Here is a 16,500-nt window from a genome sequence, read left to right on the forward strand (position 1 = left end):
CTACAGCATTTCAGATCAGTTGCAACACCCTTTTCTATTTTTATTTAAATTATTTTGTCGAACGCGTATTTTTTGAACTGAATAGTTACTTTTATTGCCTTTTCTGAGTGATTAAGAACTTTTTTTAAACAATTAAGTCCAGTAGAATATGTCTCTTGCTTCACACTTTTTGGCACTTCTGATTGAAAATACGGTTTTTGAATATCAAAGCTCGATCTATCTTGCTTGCAGTTTTATTTACTGTGAGCCCGCTTTGCTATGCCATTTCCACGCATAACTTCTATGAGCTAGCATTATCAATATTAAGTTATAGTAAATGGTCGAATACGACCCGTCCTTCTATCTGTGTCATTGACAATACAGAGGCAGCCAGCCAGTTTCAGTCAAATATCCGTCAGCTTGCTTACGATTATCAAGTGCAGGCAGTGAGTGCCAGAGATTTTGCTAAAACAGAATGTCATGTGGCTTATTTCACCACTACATCTCCACAACAACAGCAAAACCTGATTCAGTCTTATCCATCGCGCTCATTACTTTCTTTAAGTACCAATAATCCTGCGTGTGAAATCGGGAGTATTTTCTGTTTATATAATAAAAGAACCAACTCAACCTTTAAGGTCAATCTGGAAGCATTGAGTTATTCCAAAGTTCATATCGATCCACGAGTTTTGCTCTTGGCGAAGAATGCGGAGTAAGTGCAGATGATTTCCAATTTATATCAGTCCACTTCCTTACATGCATTATTCCGTAAATCGCAGTTTGCAATTTTTGCGATTACTTTCGTGATTTGTTCTTTTACTTTTGCCACAATTTCCATGTTTACCATGGAAACTTATGCCAAACAGAATTTACAGCTTTTGAGCCAGACCGTGCTTGAACGGATTCAGCCAGCAGTGGTGTTTAGGGATAAAGGTGCCATTGATCAGATTCTGGATGACTATACGCGTGAGCATGCCATTCGAACGATCCATGTATATGATCCCCAACATCAGCTTCTTGCCGAAAGTACCAAAAAAATAGCCCATACTTCCATGATGCAGGATCTGATGGATCGCTGGTTTTTACATGATCCCGTCAAGTTAATGATTGTGCACCATAAGAAAAAAGTTGGGGAGCTGGTGCTATACGGAAGCTCAGAAAATATTTTGCATTTCCTGAAAACCATTATTATCGGTTTGGCAATTTCGATGTTCTTTATTGTGATTGCCTTATTATGGTCAGTAAACATTACTTATCGTCAAATTATGCAGGCGATTAAACCGCTGACACATATTGCCCAGCTGGTCAGTGATCAGAAAGCCTATAATCTACGTTTTCCCACCAATCATATTAAAGAATTCCAGAATTTAAATGCGGTATTTAACGAACTGTTAGAAGAAATTCAGATTTGGCATACGCATCTGCAAAAAGAAAATCGCCAACTTTCTTTTCAGGCCCATCACGATCAACTGACCAGCCTGCCAAACCGTCATTATTTCTATCAAGAGCTATTCGATATTTTTGAGAACCCGCAATATCGTCACAATTCTGCCTTATTATTTATCGACAATAATAATTTCAAGATGATCAATGATCAGTATGGACATTTGGCCGGTGATGCTGTTCTAAAAGAAATGGGCGACCGTTTAAAACTTTCTGTCCGCCATGAAGATTTTATTGCCCGTTTGGGTGGGGATGAGTTTGCTATTATCCTGCATTCTATCCATCATGCGGATCACTTACAGGCCATCGCTGAAGGTTTACTGGCAAGTTGCAAGGAACCTTTAGATTTCAATGGTGAAATGATTCATTTTGGTTTTAGCTTAGGGATTGCCTTTTCTCAGTTTGCAGAGAATCCTGAGGATTTGATTATGCAAGCGGATCAAGCCATGTATAAAGCTAAAAGTTTAAATCCACATTGGTTTCTTTATAAACCAGAAATTTAGGACATGTTATGCGCGCACACACCATTAAAATTTCATTTATTGCGTTACTCTGCCTAACATTGGCTGGATGTTTGAGTTTTGGCCCGTTGAAATATCGTCAGGTCAAGATGTTAAAAAAAGAGGGGTTCGTATTAACGGATGAAGGCTGGAGTCTCGGCTTACCAGAACGTTTGCTATTTGATTTTAATAAGGTCGATATCAAGCCAGAACATCAGCAAGAGATTGTACGTCTAGCCACACAGCTGAATAAGTATGACCTGCAAAAATTAAAAATTGTCGGCCATACCGATAATATCGGCAATCCTGAATATAACCAGAAACTTTCAGAAGAACGTGCTCAAAGCGTTTCTACTATTTTCATCGAGCAGGGTTTCAAACCCAATAATTTAACCGTACTCGGCCGTGGTTCAAATCAACCGTTTGTACCGAATACTTCGGATGAAAACCGTGCCAGCAATCGTCGCGTGAATGTAATTATCATTCCTTAAGGTATTGCAATCATAAAAAAGCCGACTCAATTCAGTCGGCTTTTTTATTTAGATCAATTCAATAATATCCACTGTGGGTGGTACTCTAAATCGAAATGGTACACCCACCATACCGGTTCCCACCGTCACAAATACATCCGCATGCTCATGCGTGTAAAAACCTTTTTTATGTCCCAGAATAGATACCCGCTTCATAATATAGTTGGTAATCCACGGCAATTCGATCTGCCCGCCATGTGTATGGCCCGATAACATCAGGGGTCGCGTCGGTAATGCAGGTACCATATCCACCGTGTCCGGATTATGCGACAAAATCAGCCAAGGCTTGTCTTGAGGCAAGTCAGGCATAAAACGCATATTTGCCTTCCCGGCCCACAAGTCGCCGATACCAATAAGACGAAACTCATCAAAATCGACAATCTTTCCTTCTATATCAATTACATTATTCTGCTCTAAAGCTTTACTCAACAGGGCCTGAATAGGGGGGCCTGGATATTGTTCGTCGTGATTGCCAGGCACAGAGTAGACTGGTGCCTTAATTTGCTTGAGCACTTCCAGCTCATGTACCAAACGGTTTTCCGGCTCATAGGTCCAGTCCCCTGCCACCACCACCAGATCAGGTTTTTCATGATTCAATTTTTTCACAATGGTTTTTAACTGACGTTCGTGCCCTGAAAAGAGGCCAACATGCATATCGGCAACCAACGCGACTTTGACCGGACGAGTAAACTCGCGTTTGGGATTAAGACGATATTGATGACGTTTGATATGAATCTGATGCGGCTCAATAAAGCGTGCATAAATCAGCACACTACTTAACAAGAAGATAAAACCGGCCTGATGCAGGCTATAAAAGCCTACCCACCCTGCATAAACACTAAAGAACCAAAGCGGAACCAGTAGATAGGAAAGATAAAAAGCCAGCAAATGTACAAAGGCTTTAAAGGGATGAATAGTTTCTGTACGTGCCTGATGGACCCAGGCCTGAATCAATGCCCATAATGCCAAAACAGCAAAAATAAGGTAAAAACCAAAAATAATAGTATCTGAATCCGACATTACAGCCCTCATTAACTTCACTTTAGGGACATACGTCTCATCTTATATTTATCTTTTTCGATGAAATGGTATACTCGAGCCCAACTTTTAATCAGTAACGATTATGACGCAATTTTCTCATTTAAATGGCAAACATACAAAGATAAGTACAACCGCTTACAATAAAAATATGCTTGCGATTTATTGCGCCATTGCGTTAACTGTGACAGGTTGTAGCACGCTACCCAAGCATAAGCTCGAACCCGTCATTCAAACTGTCGCCCAGATTGATACCACCCAAACCTCTTTAGCTCAGGTTATTCGGCCTTTACAAGAACAACACCCCGATCTGACTGGCTATCACGTGTTATATGAACCGCTAGAGGCCCTGGCAGCACGTCTTCGTTTGATTGATAAAGCAGAGAAAACCCTCGATTTACAATACTATATCTGGGATAACGACAAAGTTGGGGCTTTGGCTCTACACGCTTTAATTCGTGCCGCCGATCGTGGGGTAAAAGTCAGATTACTGATTGATGATAATAATGCCAAACGGACTGAAGGTATTTTTCTGGCACTGGCCCAACATCCCAATATAGAAATTAAACTATTTAACCCGTACCGGTTCCGCAAATACCGTGCGCTGGATATGGTACTCGACCTGAAACGCATTAACCGCCGGATGCATAACAAGAGTTTTATTGCCGATCATCAGGTGGCCTTGATTGGCGGTCGCAACATGACCAACCAATATTATAATGTCAGTGATAATTATCAGTTTTCAGATGTGGACGTGATGCTGTTCGGCACAGCCGTCAATGATATTTCCAAATCGTTTGATGATTACTGGAATCATGAATATGCCTACGATGTCAGGGAAATTGTCAATCCGAAATCGCATCGACTGAGCTATGGAAGTTTAAAGCAGCAACTGGATGAGCACTATAAACGGATTACGGTACAGAATTATGTCGACCTGACCAGCCGCTCCCAAGCCATTGATTCACTCATGAATCGGGATATTTCTCTGGAATGGGTCAAGGCCGAGGTGGTGAAGGACTCCCCTGATAAAATTAAATCCAAAGCCAAAAAAGAAGAGCACCTGAATTTCCAGCTGATCAATCATCTGGAACAGCCTGAAAAAAATATTGATTTGATTTCTGCTTATTTTGTTCCGGAAAAGAAAGGCGCAAAAATTTTAAGTGAGTTGGCACAAGAGGGTGTCAAGGTCAGAGTACTCACCAACTCCTTTAAAGCCAATGACGTGGCGGTGGTGCATGCATTTTATGGAAAATATCGTCAGGAACTGCTGGAAAATGGGGTACAGCTTTATGAGTTTCTACCCGCATTGGATAAAAATGATTTAGATAAACATACCGAAGATTTAGCCAAAAAAGCCAAAGTCAATCTTAAAGGACTCAGTCGTTCCAGTCTGCATGCCAAATTGATGGCACTAGATGAGAAACAGGTATTTATTGGTTCCTTTAATTTTGACCCCCGTTCTGCCTATTTAAATACCGAAATCGGGGTATTACTCAATAGTCCTCCATTAGCGCAAGCTGTCCATGCCACCATGGACCAAAACCTGAAAACCTATGCTTATCGTTTAGTATTAGATGCCAATAAGAAAATTACCTGGCAGAGGGAAACGCCAAGAGGTCCATTGATTTATACCAAAGAACCTAAAATGAAATGGTGGCAAAAAGCAGGCGTAAAAATCATTTCATGGCTGCCCATTGAAGGCTTTATGTAGTCTCGGCCGTTTCTGGCAATACCGTCAACACCTTCTGCTGTAATTTGGCCAAGCCTGCACGCATCTGCCGGTCAACTTCTTTGGTCAGACTATCTACAGTATGTCCTTCGACTGAAATCGCAGGTAAAGTCATCAGATGTGCGGTAACTTTCGGCATTTCCAAGACACGCTGCACATGTTCTGCAAAGGTCATTTCACCAATAAACGGCGCCACCAGATCAAGTTCTCCGTTCTGGTTGACATAGCAAATCACACAGACCTGTACCGGACGTTGTGCCTCAATGGCCGCCCCCAATAAACGGCCATGCACCTTTTTGACTTTACGTCCATCTGTTGTGGTCGCTTCCGGGAAGAACAGAACCGGAATATCCTGTTTTAAGAATTCTGTAATCTGTTCACGGATACGGATCGAATCACCTGATCCACGTTTGATAAATAAAGTTCCGCCGCCTTTTGCCAGTTTTCCCAGAATCGGCCATCTTTCAACTTCAGCTTTGGCCAAGAAGAAAATTCGTGCACCCGACCCCAGTACCGCAACGTCCAGCCATGAAATATGGTTGCTGACCCAAAGCGCAGGTTCACGCGGAATGGTCCCGTGGACTTCAACTTCGATATTGAACACTTCGCATAAACGGCGACAGAAGTACTGTACGTATCGGGTATTTACTGGATTATTGGGATCTTTATATAGACCATGACGGTAAATCAGATAAAAGCCTTCACCTATTGTTTCCAGGCCTGAGGCTAATTTTTTACTATACAAACTCAATTTAGAGATTAAATTTAATGGGGTTTTATTTACCGCTGTTACTTCTTGAGTCATAAATCATTAAAACCGTACGCATAGATGCACATGTGCATTGAATTCATCCAGTTATATCATGCCGATATCGACTTATAGAAGTTATCTGCATCATAAAAAACGAATGCGAGCATAATTTTTTTCAATTTTAAAAGGTTTATTAGATCAATTAACATAAATAAATCGAATTTATTGATTAAAAGGTGATGTGATGAATCCGCAAAGCACAACATCAGCAAACCAAACCCCAGTTCCTTATGGCTATGCGCTGAGAATGTTCCTTGGCTGGTCAATTCTATATATGGGCACACTGGTCGGTTTCATTGAGCTTTTACGTCGTAATGTCATATAAATCGTGTAAGGCTTTGCCCTTTGCTTGAAGTTTATTCTAGAATAAGACTTTAAAAATAAGGATTACATAGTCGCGTGGAAAATTTTGAGCAGCGTCAAAGCGGTGAACGGGCAATTTTAGTCAGTGTGTCTGTTCAGCTCCTCGATGATCTTGATGCTGAAGAGTTTCGATTGCTCGCTCAATCCGCTGGTGCTGAAATCCTTGAACATCTTTCTGTGCAGCGTAATAAACCTGACCCGAAATTTTTCATTGGTTCAGGCAAAGTCGATGAAATCGCAGAACTGGTGCAAAGTCTCGAAGCTGAACTGGTTATTTTTGACCATTCACTGTCACCCGCCCAAGAACGTAACCTGGAACGGATCTTGAAATGTCGTGTGATTGACCGCACGGGATTAATTCTGGACATTTTCGCCTTACGCGCGCGGACCCATGAAGGTAAATTACAGGTCGAACTGGCCCAACTCAAACATTTATCCACGCGCCTGATCCGTGGCTTTACCGGCAATCTGGAACAGCAAAAAGGCGGGATCGGCCTGCGTGGACCCGGTGAATCACAACTTGAAACCGACCGTCGTTTAATTCGGGTGCGGATTACCCAGCTCAAGGATAAACTGGTCAAGGTGCAACAAACCCGCCTGCAAGGTCGTGCCGCAAGACAAAAAGCTGCGATCCCGACCATTTCACTGGTGGGTTATACCAATGCGGGAAAATCAACCTTATTTAATCTTCTGGCAAAAAGTGATGTCTATGCCGCAGATCAACTGTTTGCCACGCTCGATCCGACCTTGCGCCGTTTAGACTGGGACGGTATTGGCACGGTGGTACTGGCAGATACCGTCGGCTTTGTCAGAAATCTGCAGCATGATCTGGTTGAATCATTTAAAGCAACCTTGGAAGAAACCCTAGAGGCCACCTTACTCCTGCATGTGATTGATAGCAGCAGTCCGAATATGCCAGAGCAAATTGAAGCGGTTGAATCTGTTCTCAAAGAAATTGGTGCCGATGCTCCCATCTTGCATGTTTACAATAAAATTGACCTGAGCGGTGATGCACCTAAAATTATTTATAAATCAGAAGATCTGCCTGATCGGGTCTATGTTTCAGCACATTCAGGACAAGGCTTGGAGCTGCTTGCGCAAGCGGTACAACAATGTCTGTTGGGCCAGTTACAAGATTTTGATTTAGTGTTAAAACCTGCTTATGGGAAATTACGTACCCAATTATATACCCTGAATGTCATTCAGTCTGAACATTATGATGATCATGGCAATTTACATCTGTCGGTCTGTATTGCACCACATAAGCTGGAACAACTCATTAAACAGGCTCATTTGCCATTAGACGAAATACTGGGAAAAAAAGCTTCCCTATTCCAGCGACCTTTGGAAGAATTTGAGATCGATCCTCCCTCATCCTAATTGCGATCAGCCATCGTTTAGATTAACGAGAGTAACAAATAAAATGAAGAATATTGATTGGACAGCTTGGTTTGGCACGATTTTATTAATTATTGGCTATCGTGAAGGAGCTGTCGCGATCACAACGGCTTTTGGTCATCCCGAACTGGGCAATCTGGTCGGACTGATTAGTCTGTTAATCACCTTATTAATCTGGAGACGCTTTAAAAAAATCTCCAATCGTCTGATTGATACCAACAATAAAATCTTGAAAGAAAGTGCGTTTGCCTTTTTACCCATCTGTGCCGGTTCGTTAATCATGCTGGTGCATATGGGCAAGGAAATTCCTGCCTTTCTATTTATTTTAACATTCAGTACATTATTGCCATTATGGGTCTATGCCAAAATGGCGAAGCGTTGGTTATAAGGAGCGGATCGATGTCTATGGTTATCTATGGCTTCATGATTACCTTCGTGAGTTATCTGCTTGCCAAACCACTAAATCAGAAATTTCCACAGGTCCCCCTGATTGTTTTTGGCATGTTTATTGTCATCGCATTCTTGGCCCTTTTCGGTATTCCCTATCAGCAGTATATGGATCATGTGAACAATATTTTCAATCACTTGCTCGGCTACGTCACCGTGGCTTTGGCGATTCCTCTGGCTGCAATGCGTTATGATGACTTGCCGCTTAAATCCATGATCGGCATTTTGTGTTTCGCAAGTATCAGTGCGGTTGCTTTACCGATGGGCTTGGCATATCTTCTGCACATGTCAGAACCAACCATTATGGCATTCGCAACCCGTGCTGTGACCACGCCAATTGCGCTGAACATTGCAACCCTGCTACATGCCCCTTTAATGATGGTGACCCTGATTGTGATTCTATCCGGTGTGATTGGGGCTGCATTCTCACCATTGATCTTAAAACATATTCATGACGAACGTGCTTCGGGCCTGGCCTTAGGTCTGGCAGCACATGCAATCGGTACAGCACAAGCATGGCAACGCGGTCCAGTCACAGGACGTTATGCCGCCTTTGGTATGGCAGTAAATGGCGTATTTACGGCCATTTGGCTACCGACTTTTATTTTATCTTTATCTTAAAATTTGCCACAAATATCAGTTAAAGGTTGAACTGGTTGTCAAAAATCCTTCATAATGAATGCTTGAATATTAAAAGGATTTTTAATAATGGGGAAAAAATTAATCGGGGCGTTATGCTTGACTGCAATCAGCAGTTTTACTTTTGCAGAGGATATTACGGGGCTCTGGCAAAGTATTGATGACAAAACCGGAGCACCGAAGGCACTAGTGGAAATTCGTAAAGAATCGAATGGCACCTATGCCGGAAAAGTTGTAAAAATAACACCACGTACGGGCTATACGCCTAAAGAAACCTGTGTAGATTGTCCTGCACCCTATACCAACAAACCGATTGTCGGTCTGGATGTGGTCACCGGCTTAAAATACAGCGATGGTTCGAATTATACCCATGGCCGGATTCTCGATCCGAATACAGGTAAAATTTATAGTATGAAAGCCAAACTCAGTGCCAACGGTAAACGTCTGCATTTACGCGGTTATTTGGGTGTTTCTGCATTAGGCCGGAATCAGATCTGGATTCGGGCAGAGTAAATATTTGTAGGGAGCATCAAGCGGCCCGACGTGTATTTAAATAAATTTAAAAAGCCTCTTCATTATTTTAAAATGGAGAGGCTTTTTTGATCAAAAAATTAAAAACCATTGAATTTTCAAATATTAATATACAAATGTAAAATAATGATTGAATCGCTTATTAGATATCCTACATAATAAAAACGCGTGTTAAACGGATTTTTAATAATGAGTAAAAGCTTAATCAGTATTTTATTTTTAACCATGATCAGCAGCTTCGGCTTTGCCCAAGACATCACCGGACTCTGGCAAAGTATCGATGATAAAACAGGTGCACCCAAAGGGATCGTTGAAATTCGCCAAGAGGCCAATGGCACCTATACAGGTAAAGTTGTGAAAATTACCCCACGGACAGGTTATGTACCTAAGGAAATCTGTGTGGATTGCCCTGCGCCCTATAGCAATAAACCGATTATCGGACTGGATGTGTTGACAGGCTTGAAACATAGTGAAGGTCTTAACTATACCAGTGGACGTATTCTGGACCCGAATACAGGCAAGATTTACAGCATGAAAGCCAAACTCAGTGCCAACGGTAAACGTCTGCATTTACGGGGTTATCTGGGGATTTCTGCGCTGGGCCGCAATCAGATCTGGATACGCACTGAGTAGCGCTTGTGTCTAAAACAGGTAGAAAATATTACTCGAATCATGCAGCGGCACTGCTCTGTTATTTAAGCCCAAAGCGTCTTTATAATGAACAATAGAAAAGGACGCTTATTCTATTTAAAATTTAGAAGCATCAAAACAGCAATAAAAAGCCCTGTATCAAACAGGGCTTTTTATTTAAAACCATATCAACTTAACGATTTTGTAGCTTGGCATAATCTAAAAGTACATTTGCCGCTTCGGTGATGAAGGTTTCTTCCTCAGGAAGCGGTGGACGCAAATGTGCTTTCATTTTGGCACGTGATTCAACCAGAGCATCAATCGAAGCCTGATAACTTTCCCAGTTTGCATAAGGTGCCTGACCCGTCGCCGCACGACGCTGGTTTTCAGCATTCAAGGTCTGTTTTTCCAGATCAATCAATTCAGCACGGCGCTGGTTGATATCCAGCACCACTTTTTTCTGATCAGAGGTTTTCTTGGCAATCGCTTTACGCGCTTCGAGATACTTGAACTGTGAATCTGCTGCAACACGTTGCTGAGATGATTCAGTTAACTTGGCAATATAAGGTTGAACTGAACCTTCGCGCTTGAATGGCGCGGTTGGAATGGTATCCCATTTCAAGGCATTTTTAGCCTTACGTTCACCAAACTCTTCATTGTAGATATCCACCAGTTTGATATCTGGTACCACACCTTTATTTTGCGTACTCCCCCCCGTAATACGGTAGAACTTACGTTGGGTCAGCGTTGCCTGGCCATAAGCAAGTGAATCCAGTTGAACCTGAGCTGTTCCCTTACCTGTAGTGGTACTACCAATGATAATGCCTCGCTCATAATCCTGAATCGCAGCCGAATAAATCTCACTTGCAGAAGCCGATGCCAAGTTAACCAATACTGCCATTGGCCCAGCATAAAGCTGTTCGCCGCCATCGGTATCTTCAAAGACATTGACATTGCCGTTGCCATCACGGATCTGGACCACTGGCCCTGACTTGATTACCTGCCCCAGCATACGTGCCACTTCTTCTAAAGAGCCACCCGGGTCATTCCGCAAGTCAACCAAGATACCCTCAACTTTTTGAGCTTTGAGTGATTCCAATGCTTTGGCTGTATCTTCAGAAACCGAACGGTACTCGGTTCCCGCACGACGTGAGCGATAATCAAAATAGAATGATGGAATTTCAAGCACGCCAAATAGGTGTTTTTTACCATCACGAGTGATTTCAACCGTACGCGAACGAACACCGGCATCTTCTTCCTGAATAATGTCACGCATTAAAGTGACATTACGTGCCTGACTCATCGGTGCCCCTGCACCTAATAAGCGAACCACCACCTTGGTGCCACGTTTACCACGAATCAAGCCCACAATTTCCGAGCTCGGCCAGCCGATCACATCCACCATTTTATCGCCATCTTGAGCGACACCAATGATGCGGTCGCCTGATTTCACCTGGCCTGATTTACTTGCCGGACCACCCTCAACGATGGTCTCAATCTTGGTGTAATCTTCATTGCCGCGTTCTGGTCGGATCGAAACCCCAATCCCCTCAAGCTGCAAGGTGGTTTGACGATTCAACTCCATCGCATCAATTGGCGGATAATAGTTACTATGCGGATCGTAAGTCGCCATCATGGCATTGAGGGTTTTATCGAGGACATCATCACTCTTGACCCGACCAATACGCTCTAACTGACGGGTATAGCGCTTGGTTAAAGTCTGAACCGGGGTTAAATCTTCCGGACCGGTCAAATCCTGACCATTGGCAAGCGATGGATCTGCCTTTAACGCTTTTTGCTTTGCCTGTTCCTCTTCTTTGCTAATGGTCAGATTGATCAGTTGTGACACCAGCATTTTCTGCCAATGCGCCTGTTGTTCAGCAGCCGTCTGGAAATAAGGCGCTTTTTCACGGTCGGTTTCCAGATAGACATCTTTCTGATTCAGGTTCTGCGGCTTCTTCAATTCGGCCAACATAAACTCATAGAACTGTTTCAAACGGTCACGATATTGTGCATGAATAGCAAATGGCCCGGTTAAATTGCCGGCTTTTAATGAACTGCCAAAAGTGGAACCGTACTTATTCTTATAGTCTGCAACTTCACCGCTTAAAAATAATGAATGATCTGGATCAAGACTATCGAGATACATATCCAGAATACGGTTCGACGTCGTTGCATCTAAACGCATATTCAAATAATGCTGGCGATCAACCAAGGTTGCGAGCTGACGTGACACGAGCGCTTGTTCTTGTGATGGCTTGATAACGGTTGAAACCACTGGTGTTTCTGTCGCCGCAAACGCCTCATTCATGGTGTGAGAGAAAAATAAACCACCAGTCGCAATTGCAACTGCACACGCTATCATTTGAAGTTTCATAAAATTTTGGTACTTCCTTGGATATGGCAATTATTACACGCTGATACTGTCAATATGAACACATTTCATTCGATACGTTACCAACTTGCAGTACTGATTAGTCGTCATAAATAAATGACCAATAAGCACTTATCATCAATATCATGTAGTTTTATCATATTCTGTACTGACAAAATGTAGCAAATCATTGCACAATTTAGCTATCGTTTTTTTCATCAAAATTCAAACGGAATCCTTATGATCGGCGCATTGATGCTAGATATTGCTGGCACAGAACTTACTCAAGAAGATATTGAACTATTACAAGCTCCGCAAGTCGGTGGCATGATTTTATTTGCACGCAACATTGAATCCCCTCAACAAGTTCGTGCTTTAACCGATCATATGCGTCAGGTCCGTCCAGAGATTCTGATTGCTGTCGATCAGGAAGGTGGACGTGTACAGCGTTTAAGACAAGGCTTTACCTTGTTACCCGCTATGGGACGCTTAGGCGAGCGTTATCTCACTCATCCTGAACAGGCAGTTGAGCTGGCTGAACAATGCGGCTGGCTTATGGCAACGGAAGTATTGGCGGTCGGTATTGATTTCAGCTTTGCGCCCGTTCTAGACCTGAATGATGTCAGTGATGTGATTGGTGATCGCGGCTTCGCCAAAAATATGCAGGACATCGTCCCACTTGCCGATGCCTTTATGCGCGGTATGAAAAAAGCAGGCATGGCGACAACAGGTAAACATTTCCCAGGGCATGGTTCAGTCAAAGCCGACTCACATGTTGCCGCAGCAATCGACAGCCGTTCATATCAGGAAATCTATGACAAAGATATGCAAAGCTTTATCAAGCTAATGCCTCAGCTGGATGCCTTGATGCCTGCGCATGTGATCTATGATCAAGTTGATCCAAATCCGGCAGGTTTCTCACCATTCTGGTTACAACAAATCTTACGTCAACAACTTAAATTTGACGGCGTACTTTTCTCGGACGACTTGAGTATGCAAGCTGCCTGTGTTGCTGGTGGTGCAGATGCACGTATTCAAGCCGCGTTAAATGCAGGCTGTGATATGGGGCTGGTGTGTAATGACCGCGCCGCTGCATGTAATGCATTGGAAGGTATCCAGTCACTGCCTTTACCAAACCAGCAACGCCTAGAACGGATGCGCGGTAAGATTCCAAATATCCAAATCGGTACTACCTTAACGTTAGACAATGAAAACTGGCACAACGTCAGAAAAGTCATTGAAGAATTTAAGAATTCGTTTTAACTTAGCTCACATCAAAAAGAGGTTTTTGCCGATATAAGATACTCGGTAAAGTCATCCGCAACCTGCGTGATATCAAAAAGATAGATGTTATGTCTACCTTTTTGAAATTAATCACATGCAAGGAGTGAACAGGTTTTGCGGATGACAATGCCTTTGGTTACTTTGGGCAAAACCAAAGTAACTCCAGCTGAAAGCTTATCCTGTTATCAGATGAGAACTCGGCAAGACACCGTTATAGATATCGTTAAAAATAAGAATCAGGAAAATAGAGTCTAGGACAGATGACACAACAACTTTCAAAACACCGCCATATTTCATTTACTGCACACTACACAGGCTATATCTGGTATCAAATGGGGATCTCACATCCGGCGCTGGCAACAAAAAAAGGCAAAACACTCGCCGCCTTAGTCCATCCCATCGAAAGCTGGGCGGAAAAATATGTCGGTGGCAGCATGCGTACCACCTTAAAACAACGCCACAGCATGTTGGATAGCCATTTAAAAAAACTGATTGAACAACATCCTGATCTACAAGTGCTAGAAATTGCCTGTGGCTTATCACCACGTGGCTGGTGGTTTAGACAACATTACCCTGAAATCAGCTATCGTGAACTGGATTTACCGGATATGGCGGCCACCAAACAGGCGGCATTGCAGCAAATTGAAAGTCATAGCGATGCTGTATTATCGGTAGACCTGTTTACGGAAGCATTTGCTTCAGCATTCGAAATCTTTGATCCGAAACGTCCACTGGTGGTCATTAGTGAAGGGTTGATCAACTACTTTGAAAAACCATTGTTACAACAACTCATTCAAGCGATTGCTACCTATGGTCAAGACTTTCAAACATTGCACTATTTAACCGATATCTACCCAGAACCGACCCAAAATAAACTGGCAACAATTATCTGGAATAGTAGCCGCTTGCTGAAATGGATGTCTCGCAGTGCCTTTAGTTTTCATTTTAAAACCCCTGCTGAAGTCGAACACTTTTTTCAGAAAGCCGGTTTTCATCAGGTTGATGTCCTACAACCGAAGCAATTTTTTGAGCACACCGCGTTAGAAAATAAAGAGCAACATTTAGGAGACTTGGTCTGGATGATTCAGGCGAGCAATCAATAACATCAGCCAAAAAGAAAGTGGCAAATTGCCACTTTTTTAATTCCGGAATACACGTTATTTAGCGGGCTTCTGGCGTTGAATGAAACGGGTCAAACGCTCTGCGATATCAAAACTGCCATGTTTAAACAAGATGCGCAGTCCTTGCTCAGTTGCATCAAAGATTAAACATTCAATTTTAAACTCGCCTTCTTCATCGACCAGATGTAAGGCCAAATCACGTGGATGCTGACGGATATAGTCAAGCAGATCCAGTTGATGAAGTTTTAGGTACACACCAAAGAAGGTGATATCCACAATGCTCACCGCTGCCTCAGTATCCAAATGACGATGGGTCAGTTTACTTTCGGGTTGTAGCACTGCGATCCGTTCTTCACCACGACGTTCAATCTGCTGCATCTGCTCACGGTTCATCGGTATGATGCCATCCAGATTATCGATAGATTCCCCTTTTAAAAAGGTGGTAAACAGATTCATGGTTTCTTTACGGCGTTGCAATTGCGGTACATGATCTGCATTGGCAATCAGGGCAAACTGCATGTCCTGACATTGCAAGGCAAAATCGGCATTTTCATGCGGTAAGGTAAAGCTGTCATATTGCCCCGCTGCAACCAAGGTCTTACATTGCGGAACCGGCACATCACTCAAACGCAATAAACGGTTGCAGTTAATTTCATAACGCTCACGCTCTGTGGCACTAAACTCAGCCATTTGTCTAAAAAACAGACGCTTTGCCGTAGGTGACATGCGTGTCTTGTCCAGTTTGGCATGATTGACAAGATAGAGAATCACCGCCTGACCAAACTCTTCCATACGGTCTTCACGCATTAAATGCAAAGACTCTTCCAGCAGCATACGCCAGCTTTTACGGGTCTTCTGCATCACTCCCATCAACACCATGCGGTCAATCAGCTCTGGACGTTGATCGGCAAATGAAGAAGCCACCACCGATCCCAATGACATCCCCATCATTGAAACCTTATCAATTCCAACGATATCCAGCCACTGGCCGAGCATTTTTGATAAATCAGGCAATTCCAGAATTCCAGCAGATTCACCGGTATCAACATTACGAATCTGCTGATTCGCACCCATTGATGGTAAATCGATTAAAATCACAGGCCCACTCTCAAAGAGTTGCTCCACACAATACTTATAAGAGTTAAAGTTCTGAAATGCGCCCCCAACAATTACAATCGGCGTGTTATAGATCGTTTTAGGATCTGCAATGGCCATATATTCAATTTTCCAGCCATCAATCCACGTGGTACGCGCTGGCTGCTTAAAACTGTTTTTATTGTAAATGTCGAAAAAACCAAAGCCTGTGTAGGTATGATTTATATCCGAGTCCATTTGGATAATGGAATTCATGTCCTTCCTCCATCCTTGTTTATTTTTCTGTTGCAAGCATCTCATTTTCAGCGATTTGCTCTTGCAAGTTAACAAATTTATAAAATTTGTATTACATTTATCCTATACTTTTTCATTCTATACGTATGCACGTTTTATACGCAATCATTTCCTTAACCACTCATCTTGTTTAAATGAATAATCTTTTGCAAAATATGTAGTCTTGGCTTTAGATTCAATATCTTCATCGCACTAAAATAAAAAATTTTGCGCCAATTAACGTTTTATAATTTGTTGAATTGTCAGTTTCGCCTATTCATTGTTCAGCCTTTGACTGTTACTATCTTTATA

16 protein-coding genes are annotated in these 16,500 nt (G+C 42.6%); 12 read left to right on the top strand and 4 right to left on the bottom strand.

Annotated elements, in window-relative coordinates:
• Window positions 1-221 precede the first annotated feature (221 nt).
• From ACNQO6_RS17015 to ACNQO6_RS17025, 3 genes are read left to right on the top strand one after another with little or no spacing between them, the layout of a single operon-like run.
• A complete protein-coding gene (locus tag ACNQO6_RS17015) occupies window positions 222-695 on the top strand; it encodes a YfiR family protein (protein WP_343580990.1) in 474 nt (157 codons plus the stop codon).
• A gap of 6 nt (window positions 696-701) precedes the next feature.
• Window positions 702-1,925: a diguanylate cyclase domain-containing protein gene (locus ACNQO6_RS17020; RefSeq protein ID WP_440209742.1), complete on the top strand. Its 1,224-nt coding sequence runs from the start codon at window positions 702-704 to the stop codon at window positions 1,923-1,925.
• 8 nt (window positions 1,926-1,933) lie between these two features.
• Window positions 1,934-2,413, top strand: coding sequence for an OmpA family protein (locus ACNQO6_RS17025; protein WP_440209743.1), 480 nt, complete (start codon window positions 1,934-1,936; stop codon window positions 2,411-2,413).
• A 48-nt stretch (window positions 2,414-2,461) separates the two neighbouring features.
• Here the strand turns inward: ACNQO6_RS17025 and ACNQO6_RS17030 are convergent, their stop codons facing one another.
• The gene (locus tag ACNQO6_RS17030) at window positions 2,462-3,472 is read right to left on the bottom strand and encodes a metallophosphoesterase (protein WP_440209744.1); all 1,011 of its coding nucleotides are present in this window, start codon (window positions 3,470-3,472) and stop codon (window positions 2,462-2,464) included.
• 169 nt (window positions 3,473-3,641) lie between these two features.
• On the opposite strand from ACNQO6_RS17030, the gene ACNQO6_RS17035 reads away from it, so the two are divergent.
• Window positions 3,642-5,204, top strand: coding sequence for a phospholipase D family protein (locus tag ACNQO6_RS17035; RefSeq protein ID WP_440209772.1), 1,563 nt, complete (start codon window positions 3,642-3,644; stop codon window positions 5,202-5,204).
• Here the strand turns inward: ACNQO6_RS17035 and ACNQO6_RS17040 are convergent.
• Window positions 5,197-6,027, bottom strand: a complete 831-nt coding sequence (locus tag ACNQO6_RS17040) for a lysophospholipid acyltransferase family protein (protein WP_032876530.1) — start codon at window positions 6,025-6,027, stop codon at window positions 5,197-5,199. The genes ACNQO6_RS17035 and ACNQO6_RS17040 overlap by 8 nt on opposite strands.
• Before the next feature lie 190 nt (window positions 6,028-6,217).
• Between ACNQO6_RS17040 and ACNQO6_RS17045 the strand changes: the two genes are divergently transcribed.
• From ACNQO6_RS17045 to ACNQO6_RS17070, 6 genes are all read left to right on the top strand, one after another.
• Window positions 6,218-6,358 (top strand): hypothetical protein, encoded by a 141-nt coding sequence (locus tag ACNQO6_RS17045; RefSeq protein WP_440209745.1) that lies wholly within the window; start codon window positions 6,218-6,220, stop codon window positions 6,356-6,358.
• A 74-nt stretch (window positions 6,359-6,432) separates the two neighbouring features.
• Window positions 6,433-7,776 (top strand): ribosome rescue GTPase HflX, encoded by a 1,344-nt coding sequence (gene hflX, locus ACNQO6_RS17050; protein ID WP_440209746.1) that lies wholly within the window; start codon window positions 6,433-6,435, stop codon window positions 7,774-7,776.
• A gap of 43 nt (window positions 7,777-7,819) precedes the next feature.
• Window positions 7,820-8,182: a hypothetical protein gene (locus tag ACNQO6_RS17055; RefSeq protein WP_312050670.1), complete on the top strand. Its 363-nt coding sequence runs from the start codon at window positions 7,820-7,822 to the stop codon at window positions 8,180-8,182.
• A gap of 11 nt (window positions 8,183-8,193) precedes the next feature.
• Window positions 8,194-8,862 (top strand): LrgB family protein, encoded by a 669-nt coding sequence (locus tag ACNQO6_RS17060; RefSeq protein ID WP_343580981.1) that lies wholly within the window; start codon window positions 8,194-8,196, stop codon window positions 8,860-8,862.
• An 87-nt stretch (window positions 8,863-8,949) separates the two neighbouring features.
• Window positions 8,950-9,393, top strand: a complete 444-nt coding sequence (locus tag ACNQO6_RS17065) for a DUF2147 domain-containing protein (protein ID WP_005227299.1) — start codon at window positions 8,950-8,952, stop codon at window positions 9,391-9,393.
• A gap of 207 nt (window positions 9,394-9,600) precedes the next feature.
• A complete protein-coding gene (locus tag ACNQO6_RS17070; protein WP_376746246.1) occupies window positions 9,601-10,044 on the top strand; it encodes a DUF2147 domain-containing protein in 444 nt (147 codons plus the stop codon).
• Window positions 10,045-10,234: 190 nt separating this feature from the next.
• Here ACNQO6_RS17070 and ACNQO6_RS17075 read toward each other — a convergent pair whose 3' ends face one another.
• A complete protein-coding gene (locus ACNQO6_RS17075; RefSeq protein ID WP_440209747.1) occupies window positions 10,235-12,418 on the bottom strand; it encodes a carboxy terminal-processing peptidase in 2,184 nt (727 codons plus the stop codon).
• A gap of 237 nt (window positions 12,419-12,655) precedes the next feature.
• On the opposite strand from ACNQO6_RS17075, the gene nagZ reads away from it, so the two are divergent.
• The gene (gene nagZ / locus ACNQO6_RS17080) at window positions 12,656-13,678 is read left to right on the top strand and encodes a beta-N-acetylhexosaminidase (RefSeq protein ID WP_440209748.1); all 1,023 of its coding nucleotides are present in this window, start codon (window positions 12,656-12,658) and stop codon (window positions 13,676-13,678) included.
• A 281-nt stretch (window positions 13,679-13,959) separates the two neighbouring features.
• On the top strand, window positions 13,960-14,802 hold the full coding sequence (locus tag ACNQO6_RS17085; protein WP_440209749.1) for a class I SAM-dependent methyltransferase: 843 nt from the start codon (window positions 13,960-13,962) through the stop codon (window positions 14,800-14,802).
• Window positions 14,803-14,856: 54 nt separating this feature from the next.
• On the opposite strand, the gene ACNQO6_RS17090 is transcribed toward ACNQO6_RS17085, so the two are convergent.
• Window positions 14,857-16,170, bottom strand: a complete 1,314-nt coding sequence (locus tag ACNQO6_RS17090) for an alpha/beta fold hydrolase (protein ID WP_440209750.1) — start codon at window positions 16,168-16,170, stop codon at window positions 14,857-14,859.
• Window positions 16,171-16,500: the final 330 nt, after the last annotated feature.

Source organism: Acinetobacter calcoaceticus (assembly GCF_051947995.1).
GTDB lineage: Bacteria > Pseudomonadota > Gammaproteobacteria > Pseudomonadales > Moraxellaceae > Acinetobacter.